Below are 22,228 nucleotides of genomic sequence, written 5' to 3'. Positions count from 1 at the left end.
TCCTAAACAGTTTTCCATGCGAGACCGGCGCGGTCGCGCCGGCGACGGCGGGACGCAACCGTCCGCTCCGCGAAACGGCTCCCTCCCTCAGTCCGCGTCGACGGCCGCCTCCAGCCGCTCGATCAGCGCCTCGTTGCCGACGTACAGCGGCGTGCGCTGGTGGACCGCCTCGGGCTCGACGTCGAGGATCGAGCCGGTCCCGTCCGAGGAGGCGCCGCCCGCGCGCTCGATGACGTACGCGATCGGATTCGCCTCGAACTGGAGGCGGAGTTTCCCCTCGGGCGCGCTCCGGAGCGCGGGGTACGCGAACACGCCCCCGTAAGTGAGCACCTGGTTCACGTCGCCGACCATCGCGCCGCCGTAGCGGAGCTTCAGGCTGTCTTCGATCGCCCGGGCGTACGCCCGGAACTCCGCGGTCCAGTCGGGGACGCGACCGCCGAACCCGTAGACGGTCGGCGTCTCCGGGAGCGTCAGGTCGGCCTCGACGACCGAGCGCTCGACCCCGTCGCCGTCGGACGTGCGCTCGACGACCTCCTCGCGGACGCCCGTCTCGTCCGCGACGACCATCGTCGTGATCGGGCCGTAGAGGACGTAGCCGGCGGCGACGAGGTCGCGACCGCTCGCCGGCAGCGGGGCGTCGTAGATCCCGACGACCGTGCCCATCGCGTTGTTCGACCGGAGGTTCGAGGAGCCGTCGAGGGGGTCGATCGCGACCGCGTAGGCGTCGTCCGGCCCGCTCCCGACCGCGCCGCCCGCGTCGACCGCCGACTCGCGCTCCTCGCTGACGAACGAGCCGACGCCGTCGACCGCGGTGATCGCGTCGCCGAGCAGCTCGTCGGCGTAGAGGTCGCCCGCCAGCACCGATTCGCCGGAGGCGTTCTCCGTCCCGCTCTCGACGCGGCGGCCGGGGAGCGCGGCGCGGATCTCCGGGGCCGTCGCCGCGACCGCGTCGAAGACGGGGTCGACGACCGGGTCGGCGGAGCCGCCGTCGCCGCGGGGGGTAGGGTCGGACATCAGTCGGCGCTCTCGGCGACGGCCAGCGCCTCGGCCGGGTCGACTTCCTCGAAGATCACGGCCTCTAACGCGTCGAGGATGCGCTCGGGCTCGTCGCGCTGGAAGACGTTGCGGCCGACGGCGATGCCGGTGGCGCCCGCGTCGATGGCGTTCGAGACGTTCCGGAGGAACGCCTCGTCGTCGCGCATCGTTCCGCCGGACATCACGACGTCCGCGGGGCCGGCCATCTCGACTGCGTCGCCCATCGCCTCGGCGGAGCCGGGGTACTTCACCTTCACCACGTCGGCGCCGAGCTCTAAGCCGAGCCGCGCGCCGTACGAGATCACGTCCGGACTCCCGTCGTTGCGCAGCCCCTGTCCGCGCGGGTACGACCACATGACGACGCCCATCCCGCGTTCGCGGGCGCCCTCCTGGGCCTCGCGGAACTCCTCGGCCATCTCGACCTCGTGGTTCGAGCCGGCGTAGACGGTGAACCCGATCGCGTCCGCGCCCAGCTCGGCCGCGTACTCCGGCGTACAGTTGACCGCGCTGTCCGGCTCTCCCATCCAGAGGTTCGAGGTCCCGTTGAGCTTCAACAGGAGGTTGACCTCGTCCTCGTAGTCGGGGTAGTACGCCTCCGCGAGCCCCTTCTGGACGGCCAGCGAGGTGACCGCCTCGTGGGTGGCGAGCTCGAAGATCCGTTCCGGGTCCGCCGTGTCCGGATTCGGCTCGAAGTCCACCGGCCCGTGTTCGATCCCGTGGTCGTACGCTAAGATGAGCGACTTGCCGTCGCGCGAGATGTCGTCGGCGGCGTGAGGAAGCATCAGTTCGTATTTCAGTTACATATGTAAAAAGAGCTATGGTCGTTTTACCGGACGTAAAGAATCTGAGCGGCCGTCTGAACGGCGTTTCGAGGCGAGTGCCGAGCGATCGAACGGACCCGACAGTTACTACTCGAATTGTTAATTTATCGGGCGGGACGCTCGGGCCCGGCTTCCGCAATACTTACCACCCACGACGCGGCAGCGGTTCGCATGCGAGCACTCTCCGAGGTCGACGTCGTCGGCGTCGTCGGCGCCGGGACGATGGGCAACGGCATCGCGCAGGTCGCGGCGACCGCGGGCTACGACGTGGTGATGCGGGACGTCGAGACCGAGTACGTCGAGCGCGGCCTCGACAGCGTCGCCGACAGCCTCGACCGGCTGGCCGGGAAGGACGCGCTCGACGAGGAGCCGGACGCGATCCGCGACCGAATCGCGGGCACGACCGACCTCAACGACCTCGCCGACGCCGACGTCGCGGTCGAGGCCGTGATCGAGGACCTCGACGTGAAACGCGACGTGTTCGAGGACCTCGACCGCGTCACCGACGACGACGCGGTCCTCGCGACGAACACCTCCACCCTGTCGATCACGACGATCGCGAGCGCGACCGACCGCGCGAGCGACGTGGTCGGCCTCCACTTCATGAACCCCGTCCCGATCATGGACGGCGTCGAGGTCGTGGTCGGCGAGCGCACCGACCCCGAAGTCGTCGACTTCGCCCACTCGTTCGCCGAGGACCTCGGCAAGGAGACGTGGGAGGCCGACGACAAGCCCGGCTTCGTCACCAACCGCATCCTGATGCCGTGGATAAACGAGGGGATCCGCGCGTACGACGAGGGCGTCGCCGAGAAGACCGACATCGACCGCGGGATGAAGCTCGGTACGAACGTCCCGATGGGGCCGCTCGAACTCGCGGACCACATCGGCCTCGACGTAGCGCTCGACGCCAGCGAGACGCTCCACGAGGAGCTCGGCGACCGCTACAAGCCCGCCTACCTCCTCAAGCGCAAGGTGGAGGCCGGCGACCTCGGCAAGAAGACCGGTCGCGGCTTCTACGAGTACGAGTGAGCCGCCGGGGGACGAGAGGAGTCAGGCCGCGTCCGCGTCCGCGTCGCGGTCGTCGCCGGCCGTCCACCGGCGCGCGCCGGGCAGGAGCCCGACCAGCTTCGTCACGTAGCCGAACTTGAACAGGCCGAGCTGCGAGAGCGTCCCGAGGACGAACACCGCGAGGAACGCGGGCGCGGAGAGGTCGAAGAGGAGCGGCTGGACGGTCGTCTCCGCCGCGGCGGTCTCGAAGCTCGCCGGGGTGAGCGACCGGGAGGCGAACGCCGCGCCGATGAGCGCGGTCGAGACCACGAGCGTCGTCCGGGTGAGGACGAACCCGAACAGCGCGCCGACCGCGACGCCCGCCAGCGTCGCGCCGACGAGCAGCGCCGTCCCCTCGATCCCCGTCGCGTCCGCCGCGTAGAAGGGGCCCACCGCGAACCGACCGGCGAACCCGCCGACGACGGCCCCGATTCCCAGCACCGCGAACGAGAGCCCGGCGTAGGCCAAGAACCCGCCGAGGAGGCCGCCGACCGCGACGACGCCGGCGGTCAGGACGGCCCCGTTGACCGCGACCAGGCCGACGACGTTCGGCGCGAACAGGTAGCCCGCGCCGGCGCCGACGAGCAGCCCCGTCAGCGTCACCGCGTAGACGGAGACCGCCGCGCCGACGAACGCGAGCGCGAGCCCCGCGAGGACCAGCCCGCCGTTGAGTGGGGTGAGCATGTGCGTATCGTGGCGCGCGCTGGCACTTAAATTGTCGCGACCGAGACGACGGGAAACGCGGGCGGCGCCGTCGAGCCTGAGAGGCACTCACCGGGCCCGTGCCGCCGCCCGCCGGTCGACGTACCGCGCGCAGCCGCCGACGGCGAGGCCGAACCCGACGACGAGCAGGACGAGTCCGAGGAGGCGGCTCGCCCCGACGGTCATCACCGCGAGGACGACGCCGAAAAGCAGCGCGAAGGCGCCCGCGACGACCACGCCGACGTCGAGCAGCGGCGAGGGCTGGATGCTCCGGCAGTGCGGGCAGATCCGCGCGCCGGCGGGGATCGGCTCCCGGCACTCGACGCAGCGGAGGCGGTCGCTCGACACGCGAGGCGCTTCGGCCGCGGCCGGGAAAAGACGCGCGCCCGCGGCCGGTCGGTGCCCGCCCTCGCTTCAGTCCGCGCCCGCCGCCGCGCTCGGCTCGTCGCCGACGTCGAGCGTCTCCTCCACCTGCGTGAACACCGCGACGAGGCCGAGCGCGGCGGCCGCGGCCCCGACGGCGAAGGGGACGACGAAGCCGAAGCCGTAGAGCCAGCCGGACGCCAGCGGCCCCAAGGCGACGCCGAAGCCGAAGCCCATCGTGAGCACGGAGAGGGTAGTGCCGGACTCGCCCTCGCGGGCGAGGTCGCCGGCGAGCGCGAGCGACGGGGCGAACACGCACGCGACCGCGATCCCTTGCCCGAGCCGGACGAGCATCATCAGCGCCGGCTCCGTCACGACCCCTTGGAGGAAGGTCGTCGGGATCAGGAGGACGAATCCGGCGAGGAGGAACGGCCGGCGACCGATCCGGTCGCTGGCGCGCCCCACCGGGACCTGGAAGATCACGTTGGCGATCGTCACGGCCGCGAACTGGGCGCCGAACCAGATGGGGGCCTGGTCGAGCCGGACGTTCACCTGGTTCTGGAGCGTCGCGAACAGCGCGATACAGGCGCCCATCGCGACGGTCGCGAGCCCCAGCGTGAACACGGGGTCGAGCAGGCGGTCCTCGCCGCGGACCCGGATCGAGACGTCGTCGCCCGCCTCGCCCTCCACGTCGGCGTCGCGGACGAGCAGGAACACGAGCGTGAAGCTGAGGTACGCCCCCGCGCAGGCCGCGACGAAGGCCGCGTCGAACCCGTCGAGGACCGGGAGCCCGACCGCGGAGAGGTCGTACGGGCCGCCCGACACCACCGCGCCCGCGAGCACCGGACCGAAGCCGAACCCGATGAGCCGGAACGTGTTGTACACCCCGAAGTTCCCGCCGCGGTCGGCGTCGCCCGCGGCGTACTCGTTGACCAGGGCGACCGTCGCGGGGATGATGAGCGCCGCGCCGAGTCCCTGGACCGCGCGCAGCGCGACCAGCGCCGGGTAGCTCGTGGCGATCGTGTAGAGCCCGCTGGCGGTGCCCAAGAGGAGGATGCCGGCGAGGACGAAGGGGCGCCGCGCACCGACGCGGTCGGAGAGTCGCCCCGTGAACGGCTGCGAGAGGCTGTTGAGGAAACCGAACAGCGAGAGGACGATCCCGATGAGCAGCGGTTGGGTCAGGGTGACCGCGGCCGCGCCGATCCCGACCTCGGTCCCGAGTAACCCCTCGATGTCGACGACGTCGCTGGTGATGTACAGCGGGAGGACGACGATGAGAAAGGAGTTCCCGGCCGCGCCGACCATCCGCGCGAGCGCCAACACGATCACGCGACGGTCGGTCTCGGCGATTCCGGAGAGCGATCCCATTCACTCGCCGTTCGGAGCGGAGGATAAAGGCGCTTGTGAACGGGGGGAGTCGATCCGGTTCCGTCGGAGCGGATTCCGGTCGACCGGAGCCGGGGGATTCAGCGGGCCGCCGGCATCCGCCTGTCGATCCCGCGGACCTCGAAGCGCGCGCCGCCGTCCTCGCCGGTCGTCGCCTCGACGGTCCAGCCGTGCGCGGTGGCGATCTCTTTGACGATCGCGAGGCCGAACCCGGTGTTGCCCGCGGTTCCGCTCTCGCCGGGTTCGAAGAGGGAGTCAGCGACGGCCGGGTCGATGCCCGGCCCGTCGTCCTCGACGAAGAAGCCGTCCGGGAGGTCGCCGACGCGGAGCGACACGTCCGATCCGGCGTGGTCGACCGCGTTGCGCATCAGGTTCTCGAAGAGGTTCCGGAGGCGGTCCGGGTCCGCGAGTACCTCGCGCTCGGTCTCGACCGAGAGCGTCGCCGACGCGGTGTCGACCGTCGACCAGCTGTCGCTGACGACATCCGCGAGCGCGACGTGCCCCGGGTCGCCGACCGTCTCGCCCTCGCGGGCGAGCGCGAGCGTGCGCTCGACGATCGACTCCATCCGGTCGAGCGCGTCGAGGGCGGCGTCGAGGTTCGCGTCGTCGGAGGCGTCCTTCGCCAGTTGGACGCGCCCCTGCGCGACGTTGAGGGGGTTTCGCAGGTCGTGTGAAACGATGCTGGCGAAGGAGTCGAGCCGGTCGTTCTGTCGTTCGAGGGCGGCCTCGCGCTCCTTGAACGCCGTGATGTCCTCCTGGAAGCCGACCCAGTGCGTGACGGTGCCGTCCGCGTCGCAGATGGGGGCGATGCTCACCCGGTTCCAGAACTCCGTCCCGTCCTTCCGGTAGTTCAACAGCTCGACGCTCGTCGACTCCTCGGCGTCGATCGCGTTCCGGAGGGCCTGAACCGACTCCGCCTCGGTGTCCGGCCCCTGGAGGAACCGGCAGTTGACGCCGAGCGACTCGTCGCGACCGTACCCGGTCATGTCGACGAACCGGTCGTTGACGTACACCATCGGGTTGTCCGCCTGCGCGGGGTCGGTGATGGTGATCCCGACGGGCGCCTCGTCGAGCGCGCGCGTCTTCGTCTCCAGCTCCTCGCGGCGCTCGCGCTCGTCGGAGACGTCGCGGAGGATGCCGACGCTGCCGTCGAACGAGTCGCCCTCGTACGGCAGCGCGGCCATGTGGTCGCGGCAGGGGATCGGCTCCCCCTCCTTCGGGACGATGTCCACGGCGAAGTGCTGGACGTCGGGCCCGGAGTCGGAGAGGATCGTGCCGAGCCGGTCCTCCGCCTCCTGAACCGCCGCGTCGTCCTTGATGAACCCGGGCGTCTCCCCGACGATCTCCTCGCGGTCGTAGCCGGTGAGCTCGGCGAACGGCTCGTTGACGAACCGGAAGACGCCGGTCTCGTCGACGACGTAGACGGGGTAGCCGAGCGCCTCGATGACGGTCGAGTAGCGGTCGGCGATCTCCTTCGTCCGGTACTCGTCGACGGCCTGGTCGACGCGGTTCGCGAGCCGGCGGAGCTGCTCGGGCCCGCCCTTCTGGAAGTACCCGGTGACGCCGGCGTTGAGCGCCTGACTCGCGATCTCCTCGGATCCCTTGCCGGTGTACAGCACGAACGGAACCCGCTGGTGACGCTCGCGCAGCGCCTCGAAGAACTCCAGTCCGTCCATCGCGGGCATGTCGTAGTCGCTGACGATACAGTCGAACCGGGTCTCGTCGAGCCGCTCCAGCGCCGTCTCCGGGTCGGTCACGGTCGTCACCGCCACCGAGTCGAGCTCCCGCTCGAAGTACGCCTCCGCGAGGTCGAGGACCGACGGGTCGTCGTCGACGTGTAGCACGTCGATCGCTCCGGGCATACCGGCGTGGTACGGACGCACGGAATAAACGACTACCGCCCCGGCTATCGGATCTGGATCCGAGTCCGGGACCGGAATCGAGGGCGACGGCGGACCGAGACCACTTCCGGCGCGCGTGGCTGATTCTTAAGGGCCCGGGGCGCGGAGCCGAACGCGATGACCGGCGGGACGCCCGTCGCCGGGGAGACGCTCCCGGGCGCCGGCGACGAGGGGGACGACGCGCCCGACCGCGTCGTCTGCCACGTCGACATGGACTGTTTTTACGCCTCCTGCGAGCGGCTGCGCCACGACGACCTCGACGGCGAGCCCGTCGTGGTCGGAATGGGGTACGAGCCGGGCGAGTCGATCGGCGCGGTCGCGACCGCGAGCTACGAGGCCCGCGAGTTCGGCGTCGAGAGCGCGATGCCCGTCTCGGAGGCGTTAGCGCTGCTCCCCCGCCGCGCCGACGCCGACCCGGACGACCCCGACGCTCCGGACCCCGAGGAGACGGGGCGGTACGTCCCCGTCGACCTCGACTTCTACGAGGACGTGGCGGCCGAGGTGAAGGCGGTCCTGCGCGACTGCGCCGACACCCGCCGCGAGGTGAGCATCGACGAGGCGTACCTCGACGTCACGGACCGGACCTCGTGGGCGGCCGCGGGGGGCGGTGGGAACCCGGCCGACGGCGACGACGACCCCGCCGACCCGCCGCCGAGCGGCGCCGCCGGCCCCGCCGAGGCGCGGACGCTCGCCGAGGGGTACGCCCGCCACGTGAAAGACCGGATCGAGCGGGAGGCGGGCGTGCCGGCGAGCGTCGGCGTCGCGCCGAACATGTCGGCCGCGAAGGTCGCCAGCGACGCCGACAAGCCCGACGGACTCGTCGTCGTCCCGCCGGGGTCCGTCGCGGAGTTCCTCGCGCCGCTGCCGACCGCTGACGTTCACGGCGTCGGTCCCGTGACCGAGGAGACCCTGTCGGAGCTGGGGATCGACACCGCGGGCGACCTGGCGGCCGCCGACCGCGATCGACTCGCCGACGCGCTGGGCGAGCGCGGTCCGGAGCTCTCCCGGCGCGCCGCCGGCGACGACGACCGCGAGGTGACGCCGACCGGCCTCCCGAAGAGCCTCTCGCGCGAGTCGGCGCTGCCGACGACCGCCGACGAGTCGACGAAGCGGGAGACCGTCTCCGCGCTCGCCGCGGACGTGGCCCGCCGCGCCCGTGAGCGCGGCTGCCTCTACCGCACCATCGGGATCAAGGCGGTCGAGCCCCCGTTCGACGTCAACACCCGTGCGCGGAGCCTCCCCGGCCCCGTCGACGACCCGGACCTCGTCGAGGAGGTGGCGCTCGACCTGCTGGCGGAGTTCGACGACGCCCGGGTCCGCAAGCTGGGCGTCCGCGTCTCCAAGCTGGACTTCGCGGAGACCGACCAGGCGACGCTCGGCGGGTTCGACGCCGGCGGCGGCGACGGGGGCGACGGACGGGACCGGGAGGCCGCGCCGGAGGCCCGCGGCGGCCCCGACGGCGGGAAGCTCACCGACTGGGTCGACGGGCCGCCGGACCGCGGCGACGGAGACGGGCCGACCGGCGGGCGCGACCGCCGGGACGCCGACGAGGGGCAGGCGACGCTCGGCGACTGGGACTGACCGCGCCGAGACGGCGCCGGCCGCGAGCCCCGAGGTTTTTCTGCCGCGGCGCGGACGGTCCTCGCGTGCCATCCCGCCGCGCGCTCCTCCTCGGAACCGACCGCGACCGCCCGCGTCCCGACCCGCGGCTCGCCGCGCCAGCGCTGTGCTTCGCGCTCGTCTTCGCCGCCTACGCGGTCGGGCTCTTCGAGGTCACCGGCGGCGTGATCGTCCTCCCCGGAGACGCGACGGTCGCGGGGATGCTCGCGGCCGCCGCGCTCGCGGCCCGGCGGAGCGGACTGGTCGCCTCGTGGGCGACCGTCTACGCCGCGCTCCTCGGACACCGCGTCGACCACTACCTCCTGGGCCTCTCCGGTCGGTCGCCCGGCGAGCGGTTCGTCGCCCTCCTCGGGGTCGACGGGCTCGCCGTCCTCGCCGCCGCCGCGCTCGCCCTGGGGACGCTCGCGTGGGTCGTCGGGACGGTCGGCCGCCTCGCGGTCGGTCGCGTCCGGGCCGCGTGACCGAACCGGCCGCGTGACCGAACCGGACGCGTGACCGGCGTCGGGGCGCGCGACGGCGGGGTATTTACGCCCCGAGCGACGACCGCGACCCATGGACGACGCAGCCCCCGACCTCGCGTGGGAGACGCTCGACTCGGCCGTCGACTACGCCTGCCCCGGCTTCGACGTGCGACGCGACGAGGTGCGGTTCCCGGACGGCGAGACCGACGGGTTCCACTACGTCGACGAGCCGCCGGCGGTCGTGGTGCTGCCGCTGACGCCCGACGGCGACGCCGTCGTCATCGACGAGTGGCGGCAGGCCGTCGGCCGGGTGAACCGCGGGATTCCGGCGGGGACGATGGAGCCGACGGACGAGGGGGCCGAGAGCGCGGACGGCGGGGCGACCGACGACGCGATCGAGCGCGCCGCGGCCCGGGAACTCGCCGAGGAGACGGGGTACGAGGCCGACTCGTTCGAGCGGCTGACGACCGTCGAGCCGACCAACGGGATGGCGAACGCGGTCCACCACCACGTGCTGGCGACCGGCTGCGAGCCGACCGCCGACCGCGACCTCGACCACAACGAGTCGATCGCGGTCGAGACGGTGCCGTACGACGACCTGCTCGCCGCGGTCGTCGACGACGGCCTGCGCGACGGCCGGGCAGTCACCGCGGTGCTGTGGTACGAGCTGCTCCACCGGTGACCGGCGCTCGGACGCCCGCGAGGGCCCCGTCCGCGCGGCTTCCGACGCGGACAACCATTTCCCCCGCGGCTTCCGAGACGGACAATCATTTTGCCGGGCGGGTCGTACTCGGAGCGATGGCAGATCCCTCCAGCGGCGACCCGACCCCGGACGGCGGGGTTCACGACGAGTTCGACGACGTCGACCCGGACCCCGCCTCCGACGACGCGGACGGTTCAGGGGGGACCGGCGGGTCGCCGGGCATCGCGATCGCGACCGCCCTAGTCCTCGGCGTCCTCGGCCCGGTCATCGCGCTCGCGAGCGGCGTGGCCGTCCTCGCGATCGACGCGGTGGCCGGCGGCCTCTCGCTCGCAGCGAGCGTCGTTCTCACGCTGGTATTCGGCCAGTACGTCGCGTTCGGCGGGCTCGCGGTCGGCTACCTCGCGTGGCGCGGCCTCGACCGCGAGGAGATCGTCTCGTACCTCGGCGTCCGGGTGCCGAGCCTCAGGGAGGTCGGGATCGTCCTCGGCAGCTGGGTCGTGATCCTCGTTCTGATCCTCGCGGTCTCGACTGTCGTCCAGCTGCTCGGCACGGAGACCGCGGCGAACCAGAGCGCCGAACTAGCGATGGGAAACCCGTCTATCATCCCGCTTTTCATCGCGGCCTCGTTCCTCGTCATCGGCCCCTGCGAGGAGATACTCTACCGCGGGGTCGTTCAGGGACGACTCCGCGAGTCGCTGCCGGCGGCCCCGTCGATACTCCTCTCTGCCGCCATCTTCGCCACGATCCACCTGATGGCGCTGACCGGCGGCCTCTCCGCGCGGCTGACGACCGTCTCCATCCTCTTCGTGCCGAGCCTGGTGTTCGGCGCGGTGTACGAGTACACCGAGAACCTCGTCGTCCCCGCGCTGCTCCACGGCCTCCACAACGCCGTGATCTTCACCGTCCTCTACGTCACCGTGACCCGGATGGACCCGAGCGACCTGCCGGCGGTCCTCGGATTCGTTCCGATTTAAGAACGCGGGAGGAACGGGTGCGACGGGGTCGGGCCCGGCCGGCCGCGCCCGTCAGTACAGGTCCTCCAGATCCTCCTCGACGTGCGAGTGTTCCTCGGCCGGGAACTCGCCGGTCGTCACGGCCTCCCGGTACGCCTCGACGGCGTCGACCATCTCCCCGCGCACGTCCCCGAACCGCCTCGCGAACGGCGGCGACCACTCCCCGAGGCCGACCGCGTCGTTGATCACGAGGACCTGGCCGTCGCAGTCGGGCCCCGCACCGATGCCGATCGTCGGGATATCGAGCGCCTCCGTCACCGCGCCCGCGAGGTTCGCGGGGACGTGTTCCAACACGAGCGCGAACGCGCCGGCGTCGGCGTGGTCGCCCGCCAGCTCGATTATCTCCTCGGCGGCCTCCTGCTCGGTCCCCTGTCGGGTGTAGCCGCCGAGCCGGTTCACGTGCTGTGGGGTCAAGCCGAGGTGCGCCATGACCGGGATCCCGACCTCGGTCATGCGGCGGGTGGTCTCGACCGTGTGCGGGCCGCTCTCGATCTTCACCGCGTCGGCGTTCGCCTCCTTCAGCAGGCGGCCGGCGTTGCGGACGGAGTCGGCCTCGTCGACGCCGAACGAGAGGAACGGCATGTCGGCGACGACGAGGGCGTCCTCCGTCGCGCGCGCGACCGCCGCGGTCCGGCTCGCGACCTCGTCGAACGTCACGGGGAGCGTGGAGTCGTAGCCGAGGGCGGCGTTGCCCATGCTGTCACCGACGAGGGCGATATCGATCCCGGCCTCGTCGACGACCGCCGCCGTCGGGGCGTCGTAGGCGGTGAGCATCGTGATCGGATCGTCGCCCTCCCGGAGTCCCCGCGTCGTGGTCATACCTCCGAGTCACCCGCGCCGCGTGGTAAAATCGTCGGGAACCGGAAAGCCGACACGGCGAGGCCGCCGCGAGCAGACCGTCGCCGCGGGCCGACCGCCACCGATTTGCCGCTTCACCGCGGAGTCTCTCGCGTGCAACCAGTCGAGCGGGCCGAGTACGAGGGGGTCGACTACGCGTGGGTGATGCAGACGACGTTCGTCGTCACCATTCTCGTGGGCGCGCCCGCCGCGGCCCTGCTGTCGACGCTCGTGACGCTGGAGTCGTGGGGCGCGCGCGCCGCGTTCGCGGTCCGGGTCGGCGCACCGATCTGGTTCGTCACCGCGGTCGCCGTCGCGCTGTACGCGAAGCGGGCCGAGACGGGCGACGGCGACTCGGAGGGAGACGAAGGCAGCGACGGCGAACCGACGGGCGACGAAACCGAAGAGCACGCCTGAGCGCGCGCTCGCGGCCCGTCCCCGTTCGCCTCGCCCTCGACCGCCCCGCGCTACTCCCCGAGCAGGTCGGAGGCCCACGCGAAGTCGACGCCGCCGCGCTCGGCGGCGACCGCGTCGCGCCGCGAGTCCCCGACGAACAGCGCGTCCTCGGGGACGCCACCGAGCCGATCGATCGCCGCGAGCAGCGACTCCGGGTCCGGCTTGTGGCTGTCGACGGTGTCGCGGCCGACGATCGCGTCCGAGAGGACGGCGTCGTCGAGCCCGCGGGCCTCGATCGCGATCCGACACGCCTCCTCGCAGTTGAGCGAGCAGACGCCGACGCGGGAACGTGAGTCAGCGGCGTCGCCGTCCGCGGCCCCGGCCGCGAGTCGATCACCGAGCGGGAGGCGGGTCGATTCGCGGGCGCCGGCGCGCTCGTGGCCCGCGATCGCCTCCTCGACCTCGGCGCGGATCCCGTACTCGTCGGCCGCGCCGAGCAGCCCCCACAGCTCCTCGGTCGGCGGAATGAGCGCGTGGTCGGCGTACACGTCGAGGACCGCGTCCGCGACGGCGTCCCAGTCGACCGCGAGTTCGACGAGGGTGCCGTCGAGGTCGTAGACGACCGCGTCGTAGCCGGCGAGCCGCGAGCCGAGGGCGACCGGGTCGCGGGAGTCGCGGGCCGCGCCATCGGCGTCGACGCCGCTCATTCCCCCAACACCCCCCGGGCGATGATCGTCTTCTGGATCTCCGTCGTCCCCTCGTAGATCTCCGTGATCTTCGCGTCGCGGTAGAGGCGCTCGACGTCGAACTCGGTCGTGTAGCCGTAGCCGCCGTGGATCTGGACCGCCTCGTTCGTCACCGACATCGCGGCCTCGCTGGCGCGGTACTTCGCCTTCGAGGCGGCGACGCGGTAGTCCTCGCCCGCCTCCGCCTGCCGGCACGCCTCGCGGACGAGCAGCCGCGCCGCCGACACGTCGGTCGACATCTCCGCGAGCTTGTGCCGGATCGTCTGGATGTCACCGATCGGGCGGTCGAACTGCTCGCGCTCCGTCGCGTACGATTTCGCCTCGTCGAGCGCGGCCTGCGCGACGCCGACCGCCTGCGCCGCGATGCCGATCCGCCCCTCGGTGAGCGTCCGGAAGGCCGCAGAGAGCCCCTTCCCCTCCTCGGTGAGCCGGTTCTCGGCGGGGATCCGGCAGTCGTCGAACGTGATGCCGGTGGTGTCCGACGCGCGGAGGCCGAGCTTCTCCTCCTTCTTGCCGACCTCGAAGCCGTCAGTGTCGGCCGGCACGAGGAACTGGGTGATCGCGTCGTCGGCCTCGGCGGAACGGCCGTCGCCGCCCTCGCGCGCGGCCTTCGCGAAGACGACGGCGACGCCGCCGCGCTCCCCGTTCGTGATCCACTGCTTCTCGCCGTTCAGGACGTACTCGTCGGTCTCGGGGTCGTACGTGGCGGTGGTCGCCATCTGGGCCGGGTTCGAGCCCGCCTGCGGCTCGGAGAGACAGAACATGCCGACCGGCCGACCCGTCTCCGCCATCTCCGGCAGCCACGCCTCGCGCTGCGGTTCCGTGCCGAACTCGGCGATACAGGAGGTCGCGAGACAGTGGACGGAGAGGGCGGTCGCGACCGCGAGCGACCCGTGCGCCAGCGCCTCGTTCGCGACCGCGTAGGTCGTCTCGTCGGCGCCGAACCCGCCGTACTCCTCCGGGACCGTCAGCCCCGTGAGGCCGAGCTCCGCGAGCCCGTCCCAGACGTCTTCGGGGAACGCCTCCGTCTCGTCCGCCTCGGCCGCGGTGGGCCGGACCTCCTCGGCCGCGAACTCGCGAACGAGGTCGCGGACCGCTACCTGCTCGTCGGTGAGCGCCGACCCGACGCGTGCTCCGGTCATGAGACGGAGTTCGGTCCCTCACCGAAAAAGGTGAGCGATCGGCGAGGCGAGCTCGACCGACGGACCGTCGGCCGGTATCGGGGCGACCTACGTCTCCGCCTCGCGCGCCTCCCACAACGGGTACAGCTCGTCCCGGGGCGGCTCCGCGAGCGGCTCGCCGTCGATCCGGACGGTCCCCGCCGCCGACTCGTCGGCGGGGGACTCGACGACGCCGATCGCCGCCCCCTCGATCCCGGCGGCGTCGAGCGCGTCGAGCGCGTCGTCGACCCGCTCCGGCGGGACGGCCGCCAGCAGCGCGCCGGAGCCGAACGCCGCGAGCGGGTCGACGCCGAGCGCGTCACAGCAGGCGCGGGTCTCGGGGCGGACCGGGACCGCGTCGCGCTCGACGGCGAAGGCGCCCCCGCTGGCCGAGGCCATCTCGACGAGCGCGGTCGCCACGCCGCCCTCGGTCGGGTCGTGGAGCGCGGTCGCGGCGTCGCGGACCGCGGCCGCGTCGGGGACGACGCTCACCTCGTCGAGGAAGTCGGCGGCGGAATCGAGCGTCGCGGCCGGGACGCCGGCCTCGCGGCACGCCTCGCGGAAGTCGCTCGCGAGGATCGCGGTCGCCTCGATCGCCGCCCCCTTCGTGAGGAGGAGGCGGTCGCCCGGCTCGGCGCCGCCGCTCGACACGAAGCGGTCCGTGGTTCCCATCGCCGTCATCGAGCAGAGCGGACGGGAGAGCGCGTCCAGCACCTCGGTGTGCCCCCCGACGACCGCGCACCCGAGGTCGCTCGCGGTCGCGTCGACCTGCTCGACGACGGCCCCGAGCCGGTCGAGGTCGTCGTCGGGCAGGAAGAGCGTGTGCGTGAGCCACCGCGGGTCGGCGCCGCTCGCGGCGACGTCGTTACAGGCGACGTGGACCGCCAAAGTGCCGACCGACGCCGCGGCCAGCGAGAGGGGATCGGCCGCGACGACGAGCGTCTCGCCGGCGCCGGCCAGGTCGATCGCGGCCGCGTCCTCGCCGTAAGCGGGCCCCTGCGTCACGGTCGGGTCCGCCGCGCCGGTCGCCGCGAGCGCCGCCGCGAGCGCGTCGGGACCGAGCTTCCCGGTCATCGCTCCCGGAGCCACGCGGCGACCGTCTCGGGGTCGGCGTCCAGGCCGCCGCCCTGCGCGAACGTCGGGCCGCCGCCACCGCCGCCGCCGAACTCGTCGGTGACCGCGCTCACGGCGTCGCCCGCGTCGACTCCGGCGTCATCGCCACCGTCGGCCGCAACCACGACGAAGGGAGCGTCGCCGGTCCCGACCGCGGCGAGGGCGTCGAGGTCGCCGTCGGCCTCGACCGCCGCCGTCGCCGGCTCCCGCAGTTCGTTCGGGTCGGCGTCGTCGACGGTCCCGATCGCCCAGTGCGCGCCGTCGACGTCGGCGGTCGGGAGGTCGCGGAGTCGGGCGGCGAGCAGCTCCCCGCGGGCGTCTCGGAGCTCCGTCTCCAGCCGGTCGACCTCGTCGCGGAGGCGGGCGGCCGCGTCCGGGAGGTCGCCGACGCGCGCGTCGAGCGTCGTCGCGGCGTCGAGCGCGGCGCCGTGGACCGCGCCGATCTCGTCTATCGCGGTGGGGCCGACCGCGAACTCGACGCGGGTCACGCCCTCGCCGGGGTTCGACCGGTCCAACACCGATATCGGGCCGATCTCCGCGGTGTTCTCGACGTGGGTCCCGCCGCAGGCGGCGACGTCCCACGGGGCGGCGTCCGGGTCCGCAGCCGGGTTTCCCCCGGCGTCCGCGCCGCCGCCGACCGTCACGACGCGGACCGCGTCGCCGCCGCTCATCGCGCCCTCCTCGGTCTTGGTGTTGAACGCGATCCCGTCGATGTCGCGGGCCTCGTCGGCCGGGTAGGTCGCCCACGAGACGGGCAGCGAGTCCCAGACTGCGCGGTTGGCGAGCCGCTCTAACTCGATCAGCTCGTCGTCGCCCAGCGGCTCGGCCGTCGTCAGGTCGACGCGGACCTTCTCCGGAGAGATGTCGAAGCCGGCGTAGCCGAGGTCGTCGGCGATCCGACGCGCGGCCCCGTACAGCACGTGCGAGGCGGTGTGCGCGCGAGCGCAGTACGTGCGGAACGCGTCGTCGATCAGGCCCGTCACCTCGTCGCCGGGCGCGAGGGAACCCCCCGCGTCGTCGTCGAGCAGGTGGACCACCTCCCCGTCGCGCTCGAATACGTCGTCGACGAGGTGGCCGTCGAGCGTTCCCCGGTCAGCGGGCTGCCCGCCCGACTCGGGGTAGAAGTACGTCTCGTCGAGGACGACCTCGCGGCCGTCGACGCGGTCGACCGTCGCTTCGAACTCCCGGACCGTCGGCTCGGCCGGCGCGCGTGAAGCGGTCATTGCCGGGTCGTGGGCACGGGCGGATAAATAGGTGGCCGCCGCGCGGGAACTCATCGACGAACTGCGGTGCGGCGGCGCGTGCCTGCGAGCGGCCGGAGCGAAGCGGAGGTCGCGAGGAGCCCGCGCGAGGGAGTCGGGCGCCCCGAGGGCGACCGAAGGGAGCCCGACGGACGCGCCCGACGAGGATGGGGAGGCGTGAGGTGCTGTGCGGTGCGGGGGCGGGACTCGAAGGGGCAGGCGCGAGGCGGCCTGAGGCGACGCAAGCACCGCAACGAGGGAGCGAACGAAGTGAGCGACCGAGTGAGGAGCGTGGTTCGAGAGAGCGAAGCTCTCTCGTCATCCCGAAAATCGGAGATTTTCGGGCGACAGCGAGCGTCAGGCCGCCTCCCGGCTGGGGCTTCGGCGGTGTTCGTCGTCGATCGATCGTTTATAAACCGCCCCATCGTACAGCCGAGCGGCTGAGGCTTCGGCAGTGTGAGTCGACGATCCGCGCTCCACTGCTTATAAAGAGACACCGGCACCGCTCGCGACCGTTTATAAACCGTAAAAACCGCGGACCGCGCTCAGCCCTCCAGCTCGAACGCGACCTCGACCTCGGCCTGGTACTCGCGGTCGGCCGCGGACTGGAGCTCTACCCCGAACTCCTCTACCTCCACCCAGTAGACGTTGTCGAGGGTGTCCTCCGCGCGGTCGATGGCGTCGTCGGCCGCGGCGTCGAAGCTCTCCTCGCTCGTCCCGATCAGCGTGATCTTCTTGAAGACCATGTCACGTGTCGGTAGGGAACACGGGGGGATAAAAATACGCGTCGGGGGACGGCGGAGACGGAGGGAGTCGCCGCCCGGCTACGGACTGCCGGGCGCGCCTTCCATCACGGCGAAGTCCTCGCCGTCGCGGTCGATGCCGATCACCGCCCAGTCGTAGGGGGGTTTCGCGGCGACGAGCCGCTCCTGGAGGTCGGCCGCGCGGTCGCGCCACGTGACGAAACACCGGAGTCTCGGCGTGTCGCCGCCGTCTGCGAGATACGGGTCGAGATCGTCGTCGTCCAGACACAGCACCGTCACGAACACGCGCCGCCACTTGCGCTCGGCGACGAACTCTCGTCCGCCCTCGGAGACGGTGTATCCCAGTTCGCGGAAGACGTCTCTGGCCTCGGTCGTCGGGGGGATGCTCGCAGTGGCCATCTGCTTCGGAGTTCGGCACCATCCGTGATAAACTTTCCCACGATTTCGGGCTCAGAGAATCACGCTGGTCGCCCGGAACGGCCGGGAGAACCGCGAACTCGGCCCGTCTCCGGAGACGAGCGGTCCGGCGGATCCTCACTCGTGGGCCGCGTCCCACTCGTCCGGCTTCCGGAGGTTGCCGCACTCGGTACACTGGATCCGGCCCATCGTGTCCATCGCGGTGTCGAACGACTCGCAGTTGCCGCAGCGGAACCCCCAGCGGGACTCGCCCGCCTCGTCCGCGAACACGAGGTAGAAGGGGCCGTCCGCGCCGCGCTCGGTGCGCGACCGGTCGGTGTACACCCGCTCGCCGCTCGGCGTCGTCGACGCTTCTAGACTCATGGCTCCCGCTACCCGTCGGAGCGACTTAAGCGGCGGACTCGCACGTCGGTAGAAAACCTGAGAATCGAACCGCGACTCGCTACGTCCGGAACGACTCGCCGCAGCCGCACTCCGAGACGACGTTCGGGTTCTCGACCTCGAAGCCGGCGGCCTGGAGCCCGTGTTCGTAGTCGAGCGTGCTCCCGCCGATGTAGTTCCTGCTCGCGGGATCGACGAACACCCGGAGCCCGTGGTGCTCCACGACGAGATCGTCGTCCTCCGGCTCGGTGTCGAAGCGCATCCCGTACGACAGCCCCGCACAGCCGCCCTGCTGGACGAACAGCCGCAGTCCGGCGACGTCGGTGTCGAGCCCCTCGCCTTCCAGCAGCGAGAGCGCCTCCTCGGCGGCGTCCGGAGTCACCTCGATCGCCGGGTCGTTCCCCTCGGTCCCGGTGTCGGCCGGTTCGGTACTCATGCGAACCTGTTCGGTGCCGACACTCAAAACCCTGCCGACCGGGTCGATCCGATCGGGCGGGTCGGCCCCTCACTCGAACCGCTTCCGCACGCTCTCGGCGTGCGCCTCCAGCCCCTCGGCCTCCGCGAGCGACGTGATCGTCTCCGAGAGGTCGTCGAGGGCGTCGCGGTCGAGCCGCTGGACCGTCGACGACCGGAGGAACGTGTCGACGGAGAGCCCGCCGTACCGCTTCGCGCCGCCGTTCGTCGGCAGCACGTGGTTCGTTCCGGCCGCGTAGTCACCGGCGGCTACCGGGGAGTACGGACCGAGGAACACCGATCCGGCGTTCGTGATCCGGTCGAGGAGGGCCTCGTCGTCGTCGGCGGCGATCGAGAGGTGCTCGGCCGCGTACTCCTCGGCGAACAGCACCGCCTCGGGCATCGAACGCGCGTGGAGGACGCCGGAGGCGTCGCTGTCGAGGGCGGCCCGGATCGTCTCCTCGCGCTCGCGCTCGGCGGCCTGGTCGTCGACCGCCGCGGCGACCGCCGCGGCGAGGTCGGCGTCGGGGGTGACCGCGACCACGGATGCGTTCGGGTCGTGTTCGGCCTGCGCGACCAGATCCGCCGCGACGAGGTCCGGGTCGGCGGTCCCGTCCGCGAGGACGAGGACCTCGCTCGGGCCGGCGAGGAAGTCGATCTCCACGTCGCCCTGGACGATCGACTTGGCCGCGGTGACCCACTTGTTGCCCGGGCCGACCACCTTCTGGACCCGCGTCACCGTCTCCGTCCCGTACGCGAGCGCGGCGATGGCCTGCGCGCCGCCGACCTGATACACCGCGTCGGCGCCCGCCTCGTGGATCGCCGCGAGCGTGACGGGGTTGAGCTCCTCCGCGGGCGGGGTCGCGACCGCGACGTGGTCGACGCCGGCGACGACCGCGGGGATAACGCCCATCAGCGCGCTGGAGGGATACGCGGCCGACCCGCCCGGCACGTACACCCCGACGCGGTCGATGGGGCGGAAGCGGCGACCCAGCTCTCGGCCGTCGAAGTCGTCGCGCCAGTCCTCGGGGCGCTGGCGCTCGTGGAACTCGCGGACGTTCGCGGCCGCCTCCCGAACGGCGTCGAGGACCGGGTCGTCCGCGTCGGCCAGTTCGTCGTGCGCCCGTTCCGCCGCGTCCGTCACGTCGACGTTGCCGACGGCGACCCCGTCGAACTCCTCCGCGAACTCGCGGACCGCGACGTCGCCCTCCTCGCGGACCCGCTCGACGATGCCTCGCACGTCCTCGCGGACCCCCTCGACGCCGGCGTCGCGCTCGAAGAAGGCGCGACGCTCGGCCGGCGAGAGGTCGGCAACCGTTCGTACGTCCATGCGCGCCCTCGGGCGCGGCGGGGCAAGGGCGTTCCGACTCGGTCGGAACGCCCCGAACCGGTCGGCGCGTTCACTCCAGCGGACTGATCCCGGTTACGTCGAGGAGCGCGAGGACAACGAGCGCGGCGAGCAGGCCGGCCGCCGCGACCAGGACGGGGGCCGACACGGCGACCGCGACCCCGTAGGGCGCCACGAGCCGGGCGACTCCGCGGAGGAGAAACGAGAGGAACACGAGTCCGAAGGCGGCGAACGCGAGAGCGACGAACCGGGAGCGATCCACGCGGACCGCCTAGTCCGTCTGCGGGACGCCCGTGCCGTGGGGACCGTGGCCGTGGCGCTCGCGGCTGGGGTCGAAGTCGGTACACATGTCGTAAAACACCGCCTCCGGGTCGCGGTTCCACTGCCACTTCCAGCGGGTACGAACGAGCAGCGACAGCTTCCGGGTGAGCGACAGCTCGGGCGTGGTCGATACCGTGTCGTACCCGAGGTTTCGGATGAGGCGGTGGTGGTCGACGTACAGCACCGCCGCGAGCAGCACCGCGAGTTGGCAGTCCTCGGGGAGGTACTTGATCCCCGCGATGCCCTCCTCGTAGAGCCGCTCGGTGCGGGCCATCTCCTCGCGGACCGCGGCCGCGACGCTCTCGTCGAACTCCAGATCGAGGATCTGCTGTTCGCTCACGCCGTGGCGCCGCAGCGTCTCCAGCGGGAGGTAGATCCGGTCGCGCTCGACGGCGTCCTCGCGGACGTCCCGGAGGAAGTTCGTCATCTGGAACGCCTCGCCGAGCTTCGTCGCGTGGGGGAGCGCCTCGGCCTCCGCCTCCGGGTCGAGATCCATGATCGCCGTCATCATCCGCCCGACGGCGGCCGCGGAGCCGTCCATGTACGCCTCCAGGTCGGCGTACGTCTCGTAGCGGTCGGTGTCGATATCGCTCTCCATGGCGTCCACGAACGAGTGGACGTCCTCGTCGGGGATGCCGTTGCGCTCGCACACCTCGGCGAACGCCTCCAACACCGGGTCGTCGGTCGGCTCCTCGCCGAGCGCGGCCGCCCGGAGCCGGTCGAGTTCGGCCCGCTGTTCGGCTGGCGATCCGGTGTCTTCGGCGTCGACGACCTCGTCCGCGATCCGGAAGAATCCGTACAGCACGTACGTCGGGTGGCGGATCCGCTTCGGCAGTAGCCGGGTGGCGACGTGGAACGTCTTCCCGGTGCGGCGCTGGATCCGCTTGCTCCGGGCAACCTGGTTTTGCTCTACCATGCTGACCTCGGTGGGTCGGCGTGGAGGGTCACATACGGGTCGCCCATCATGGAAGAAAAGTCGGCCTCCAAGAACATAACAGTTCGCACGACTCAGTTTGGCTCTCGGTCGAGCGCGGAGATTCCGACGGCCGGTGGGGCGTGCGGAGCGATCGTCCGATCAGTAGAACGTGTCGCTACAGTCGTACACGACGCCGTGCGCCGGGCAGACGTACTTACAGTGTCGACGGTACATCGGCGTCTCACAGGCCGGACAGGGGCGGCCGCCGTCGTCCGCGGCTCCGTCTCTCACGTCGGACCCCACGGGCTCGAAAGCCAAAGTCCTATCCTCCGCCACCCACGGTCCGTTCACCGCCACCCCAGCGGGAAACCTGACCAGTCAGTCGTTCCGGGCGGTTCGACGACCGCTCAGTCGTCGCTCGCCAGTCGGTCGAACACCGACCGGGCGACCGACTCCTCGCCGAACGGGAGCGTCAACACGCCGCCCCACTCGGACGAGGTGAGCCCGTCGACCGTCTCCCGGTCGAGTTCGACGCGCCTGACCTCGGTCCCGTCGAGCGTCATCGACACCACGAACGCCGCCGGGTCGTCGGTCGCGCCGGCGGCTTCGAGGCGGCTCCGGAACGATTCGACGCCCGCGTCGGAGAGCGCGACCTGGACGAGGTACTCGTCGCCCTCGACGAAGACGCCCTTGACGCGGCCGAGGTCGCTCGCGTCGAACAGCCGCGTGTCGGTGCCGTCGTCGCCGGTGATCCGGGCCACGAACGGCGCGTCGGGGTCGACGGCGGCCGCGGAGGGACCGGAGCCGCTCGCGCCGGCAGCGCCGTCGCCGGGCGCGGCCGTGCCGCCGCCCGCCGGTCCCGGACCGTCGCCGCCGACGCCCGCGATCGCGTCGCCGTCCGTCACCCGCGTCGCGCCCGCGAAGCCGACGGCGCCGACCGCACAGACCGCGCCGAGGCCGCCGAGTACGCCCCGTCGAGAGATGTCCATACCCGGCGGTTCCGGCGAGCGACAAAAAGGGTTACACGCCGGTTGTCGCGCGTGATAATCGCAGTCGCGGGATTCGGGACCGCGGACGCGAGAA

Annotated in this window: 26 protein-coding genes; 6 read left to right on the top strand and 20 right to left on the bottom strand. The window is 72.0% G+C overall.

Annotated elements, in window-relative coordinates:
* Nucleotides 1-87 precede the first annotated feature (87 nt).
* Together BM286_RS01760 and BM286_RS01755 are read right to left on the bottom strand one after the other, a co-directional pair.
* Complete coding sequence (locus BM286_RS01760; protein WP_092919862.1) at nt 88-1,014, bottom strand: class 1 fructose-bisphosphatase; 927 nt, start codon at nt 1,012-1,014, stop codon at nt 88-90.
* Entirely contained in the window at nt 1,014-1,817 is an 804-nt protein-coding gene (locus tag BM286_RS01755) for a class I fructose-bisphosphate aldolase (protein WP_092919860.1), read from the bottom strand. Before BM286_RS01755 ends, BM286_RS01760 begins: the two co-directional genes overlap by 1 nt.
* A 210-nt stretch (nt 1,818-2,027) precedes the next feature.
* Between BM286_RS01755 and BM286_RS01750 the strand changes: the two genes are divergently transcribed.
* Nucleotides 2,028-2,885, top strand: coding sequence for a 3-hydroxyacyl-CoA dehydrogenase family protein (locus BM286_RS01750; protein ID WP_092919858.1), 858 nt, complete (start codon nt 2,028-2,030; stop codon nt 2,883-2,885).
* A 21-nt stretch (nt 2,886-2,906) separates the two neighbouring features.
* On the opposite strand, the gene BM286_RS01745 is transcribed toward BM286_RS01750, so the two are convergent.
* The 4 genes from BM286_RS01745 to BM286_RS01730 form a co-directional block, all read right to left on the bottom strand.
* On the bottom strand, nt 2,907-3,587 hold the full coding sequence (locus BM286_RS01745) for a phosphate ABC transporter permease (protein WP_092919856.1): 681 nt from the start codon (nt 3,585-3,587) through the stop codon (nt 2,907-2,909).
* Nucleotides 3,588-3,674: 87 nt separating this feature from the next.
* On the bottom strand, nt 3,675-3,953 hold the full coding sequence (locus tag BM286_RS01740) for a zinc ribbon domain-containing protein (RefSeq protein WP_092919854.1): 279 nt from the start codon (nt 3,951-3,953) through the stop codon (nt 3,675-3,677).
* 66 nt (nt 3,954-4,019) lie between these two features.
* Nucleotides 4,020-5,336, bottom strand: coding sequence for an MFS transporter (locus tag BM286_RS01735; RefSeq protein ID WP_092919852.1), 1,317 nt, complete (start codon nt 5,334-5,336; stop codon nt 4,020-4,022).
* A gap of 98 nt (nt 5,337-5,434) precedes the next feature.
* Complete coding sequence (locus BM286_RS01730; RefSeq protein ID WP_092919850.1) at nt 5,435-7,216, bottom strand: hybrid sensor histidine kinase/response regulator; 1,782 nt, start codon at nt 7,214-7,216, stop codon at nt 5,435-5,437.
* Between the two features lie 156 nt (nt 7,217-7,372).
* Here BM286_RS01730 and BM286_RS01725 point away from each other — a divergent pair, with 156 nt between their 5' ends.
* The 4 genes from BM286_RS01725 (at nt 7,373) to BM286_RS01710 (ending at nt 11,013) form a co-directional block, all read left to right on the top strand.
* Nucleotides 7,373-8,836: a DNA polymerase Y family protein gene (locus BM286_RS01725; RefSeq protein ID WP_092919848.1), complete on the top strand. Its 1,464-nt coding sequence runs from the start codon at nt 7,373-7,375 to the stop codon at nt 8,834-8,836.
* Nucleotides 8,837-8,901: 65 nt separating this feature from the next.
* A complete protein-coding gene (locus BM286_RS01720; protein WP_092919846.1) occupies nt 8,902-9,336 on the top strand; it encodes a hypothetical protein in 435 nt (144 codons plus the stop codon).
* A gap of 91 nt (nt 9,337-9,427) precedes the next feature.
* Nucleotides 9,428-10,018 (top strand): NUDIX hydrolase, encoded by a 591-nt coding sequence (locus BM286_RS01715; RefSeq protein ID WP_092919844.1) that lies wholly within the window; start codon nt 9,428-9,430, stop codon nt 10,016-10,018.
* 116 nt (nt 10,019-10,134) lie between these two features.
* Nucleotides 10,135-11,013: a CPBP family intramembrane glutamic endopeptidase gene (locus tag BM286_RS01710; protein ID WP_092919842.1), complete on the top strand. Its 879-nt coding sequence runs from the start codon at nt 10,135-10,137 to the stop codon at nt 11,011-11,013.
* 51 nt (nt 11,014-11,064) lie between these two features.
* Here BM286_RS01710 and panB read toward each other — a convergent pair whose 3' ends face one another.
* Nucleotides 11,065-11,871, bottom strand: a complete 807-nt coding sequence (gene panB / locus BM286_RS01705; RefSeq protein ID WP_092919840.1) for a 3-methyl-2-oxobutanoate hydroxymethyltransferase — start codon at nt 11,869-11,871, stop codon at nt 11,065-11,067.
* A gap of 132 nt (nt 11,872-12,003) precedes the next feature.
* Between panB and BM286_RS01700 the strand changes: the two genes are divergently transcribed.
* Nucleotides 12,004-12,306, top strand: a complete 303-nt coding sequence (locus BM286_RS01700) for a DUF5822 domain-containing protein (RefSeq protein WP_092919838.1) — start codon at nt 12,004-12,006, stop codon at nt 12,304-12,306.
* Nucleotides 12,307-12,356: 50 nt separating this feature from the next.
* Here the strand turns inward: BM286_RS01700 and BM286_RS01695 are convergent, their stop codons facing one another.
* From BM286_RS01695 to BM286_RS01640, 13 genes are all read right to left on the bottom strand, one after another.
* On the bottom strand, nt 12,357-12,992 hold the full coding sequence (locus tag BM286_RS01695) for an HAD family hydrolase (RefSeq protein ID WP_092919836.1): 636 nt from the start codon (nt 12,990-12,992) through the stop codon (nt 12,357-12,359).
* A complete protein-coding gene (locus tag BM286_RS01690) occupies nt 12,989-14,173 on the bottom strand; it encodes an acyl-CoA dehydrogenase family protein (RefSeq protein ID WP_092919834.1) in 1,185 nt (394 codons plus the stop codon). The genes BM286_RS01695 and BM286_RS01690 overlap by 4 nt, the downstream gene beginning before the upstream one ends.
* Nucleotides 14,174-14,260: 87 nt before the next feature.
* Complete coding sequence (locus tag BM286_RS01685) at nt 14,261-15,265, bottom strand: AIR synthase family protein (protein ID WP_092919832.1); 1,005 nt, start codon at nt 15,263-15,265, stop codon at nt 14,261-14,263.
* Nucleotides 15,262-16,527: an alanyl-tRNA editing protein gene (locus BM286_RS01680; RefSeq protein ID WP_092919830.1), complete on the bottom strand. Its 1,266-nt coding sequence runs from the start codon at nt 16,525-16,527 to the stop codon at nt 15,262-15,264. The genes BM286_RS01685 and BM286_RS01680 overlap by 4 nt, the downstream gene beginning before the upstream one ends.
* A 563-nt stretch (nt 16,528-17,090) precedes the next feature.
* A complete protein-coding gene (locus BM286_RS01675) occupies nt 17,091-17,291 on the bottom strand; it encodes a dodecin (RefSeq protein ID WP_092919828.1) in 201 nt (66 codons plus the stop codon).
* 78 nt (nt 17,292-17,369) lie between these two features.
* The gene (locus BM286_RS01670; RefSeq protein WP_092919827.1) at nt 17,370-17,708 is read right to left on the bottom strand and encodes a DUF7116 family protein; all 339 of its coding nucleotides are present in this window, start codon (nt 17,706-17,708) and stop codon (nt 17,370-17,372) included.
* A gap of 135 nt (nt 17,709-17,843) precedes the next feature.
* Nucleotides 17,844-18,089: a DUF5816 domain-containing protein gene (locus tag BM286_RS01665; RefSeq protein WP_092919825.1), complete on the bottom strand. Its 246-nt coding sequence runs from the start codon at nt 18,087-18,089 to the stop codon at nt 17,844-17,846.
* 79 nt (nt 18,090-18,168) lie between these two features.
* On the bottom strand, nt 18,169-18,543 hold the full coding sequence (locus BM286_RS01660; RefSeq protein WP_092919823.1) for a HesB/IscA family protein: 375 nt from the start codon (nt 18,541-18,543) through the stop codon (nt 18,169-18,171).
* A gap of 69 nt (nt 18,544-18,612) precedes the next feature.
* Complete coding sequence (hisD, locus tag BM286_RS01655) at nt 18,613-19,890, bottom strand: histidinol dehydrogenase (protein ID WP_092919821.1); 1,278 nt, start codon at nt 19,888-19,890, stop codon at nt 18,613-18,615.
* Nucleotides 19,891-19,960: 70 nt separating this feature from the next.
* The gene (locus BM286_RS01650; protein ID WP_092919819.1) at nt 19,961-20,170 is read right to left on the bottom strand and encodes a hypothetical protein; all 210 of its coding nucleotides are present in this window, start codon (nt 20,168-20,170) and stop codon (nt 19,961-19,963) included.
* A 9-nt stretch (nt 20,171-20,179) separates the two neighbouring features.
* The gene (locus BM286_RS01645; protein ID WP_092919817.1) at nt 20,180-21,145 is read right to left on the bottom strand and encodes a phytoene/squalene synthase family protein; all 966 of its coding nucleotides are present in this window, start codon (nt 21,143-21,145) and stop codon (nt 20,180-20,182) included.
* A 159-nt stretch (nt 21,146-21,304) separates the two neighbouring features.
* Nucleotides 21,305-21,436, bottom strand: a complete 132-nt coding sequence (locus BM286_RS15890) for an HVO_2523 family zinc finger protein (protein WP_255510258.1) — start codon at nt 21,434-21,436, stop codon at nt 21,305-21,307.
* A 116-nt stretch (nt 21,437-21,552) separates the two neighbouring features.
* Nucleotides 21,553-22,134, bottom strand: a complete 582-nt coding sequence (locus BM286_RS01640) for a hypothetical protein (protein ID WP_092919815.1) — start codon at nt 22,132-22,134, stop codon at nt 21,553-21,555.
* Nucleotides 22,135-22,228 lie beyond the last annotated feature (94 nt).

The sequence above is a fragment of the Halorubrum sodomense genome (assembly GCF_900111935.1).
GTDB classification, from domain to species: domain Archaea; phylum Halobacteriota; class Halobacteria; order Halobacteriales; family Haloferacaceae; genus Halorubrum; species Halorubrum sodomense.
This window is presented reverse-complemented; position numbering and strand designations above follow the sequence as displayed.

Bases quoted from the DNA above. Each gene is read 5' to 3' on its own strand.
- BM286_RS01760 (WP_092919862.1), bottom strand. From the start codon at position 1,014: ATGTCCGACCCTACCCCCCGCGGCGACGGCGGCTCCGCCGACCCGGTC.
- BM286_RS01755 (WP_092919860.1), bottom strand. From the start codon at position 1,817: ATGCTTCCTCACGCCGCCGACGACATCTCGCGCGACGGCAAGTCGCTC.
- BM286_RS01750 (WP_092919858.1), top strand. From the start codon at position 2,028: ATGCGAGCACTCTCCGAGGTCGACGTCGTCGGCGTCGTCGGCGCCGGG.
- BM286_RS01745 (WP_092919856.1), bottom strand. From the start codon at position 3,587: ATGCTCACCCCACTCAACGGCGGGCTGGTCCTCGCGGGGCTCGCGCTC.
- BM286_RS01735 (WP_092919852.1), bottom strand. From the start codon at position 5,336: ATGGGATCGCTCTCCGGAATCGCCGAGACCGACCGTCGCGTGATCGTG.
- BM286_RS01730 (WP_092919850.1), bottom strand. From the start codon at position 7,216: ATGCCCGGAGCGATCGACGTGCTACACGTCGACGACGACCCGTCGGTC.
- BM286_RS01725 (WP_092919848.1), top strand. From the start codon at position 7,373: ATGACCGGCGGGACGCCCGTCGCCGGGGAGACGCTCCCGGGCGCCGGC.
- BM286_RS01715 (WP_092919844.1), top strand. From the start codon at position 9,428: ATGGACGACGCAGCCCCCGACCTCGCGTGGGAGACGCTCGACTCGGCC.
- BM286_RS01710 (WP_092919842.1), top strand. From the start codon at position 10,135: ATGGCAGATCCCTCCAGCGGCGACCCGACCCCGGACGGCGGGGTTCAC.
- panB (WP_092919840.1), bottom strand. From the start codon at position 11,871: ATGACCACGACGCGGGGACTCCGGGAGGGCGACGATCCGATCACGATG.
- BM286_RS01695 (WP_092919836.1), bottom strand. From the start codon at position 12,992: ATGAGCGGCGTCGACGCCGATGGCGCGGCCCGCGACTCCCGCGACCCG.
- BM286_RS01690 (WP_092919834.1), bottom strand. From the start codon at position 14,173: ATGACCGGAGCACGCGTCGGGTCGGCGCTCACCGACGAGCAGGTAGCG.
- BM286_RS01685 (WP_092919832.1), bottom strand. From the start codon at position 15,265: ATGACCGGGAAGCTCGGTCCCGACGCGCTCGCGGCGGCGCTCGCGGCG.
- BM286_RS01680 (WP_092919830.1), bottom strand. From the start codon at position 16,527: ATGACCGCTTCACGCGCGCCGGCCGAGCCGACGGTCCGGGAGTTCGAA.
- BM286_RS01675 (WP_092919828.1), bottom strand. From the start codon at position 17,291: ATGGTCTTCAAGAAGATCACGCTGATCGGGACGAGCGAGGAGAGCTTC.
- BM286_RS01670 (WP_092919827.1), bottom strand. From the start codon at position 17,708: ATGGCCACTGCGAGCATCCCCCCGACGACCGAGGCCAGAGACGTCTTC.
- BM286_RS01665 (WP_092919825.1), bottom strand. From the start codon at position 18,089: ATGAGTCTAGAAGCGTCGACGACGCCGAGCGGCGAGCGGGTGTACACC.
- BM286_RS01660 (WP_092919823.1), bottom strand. From the start codon at position 18,543: ATGAGTACCGAACCGGCCGACACCGGGACCGAGGGGAACGACCCGGCG.
- hisD (WP_092919821.1), bottom strand. From the start codon at position 19,890: ATGGACGTACGAACGGTTGCCGACCTCTCGCCGGCCGAGCGTCGCGCC.
- BM286_RS01645 (WP_092919817.1), bottom strand. From the start codon at position 21,145: ATGGTAGAGCAAAACCAGGTTGCCCGGAGCAAGCGGATCCAGCGCCGC.
- BM286_RS01640 (WP_092919815.1), bottom strand. From the start codon at position 22,134: ATGGACATCTCTCGACGGGGCGTACTCGGCGGCCTCGGCGCGGTCTGT.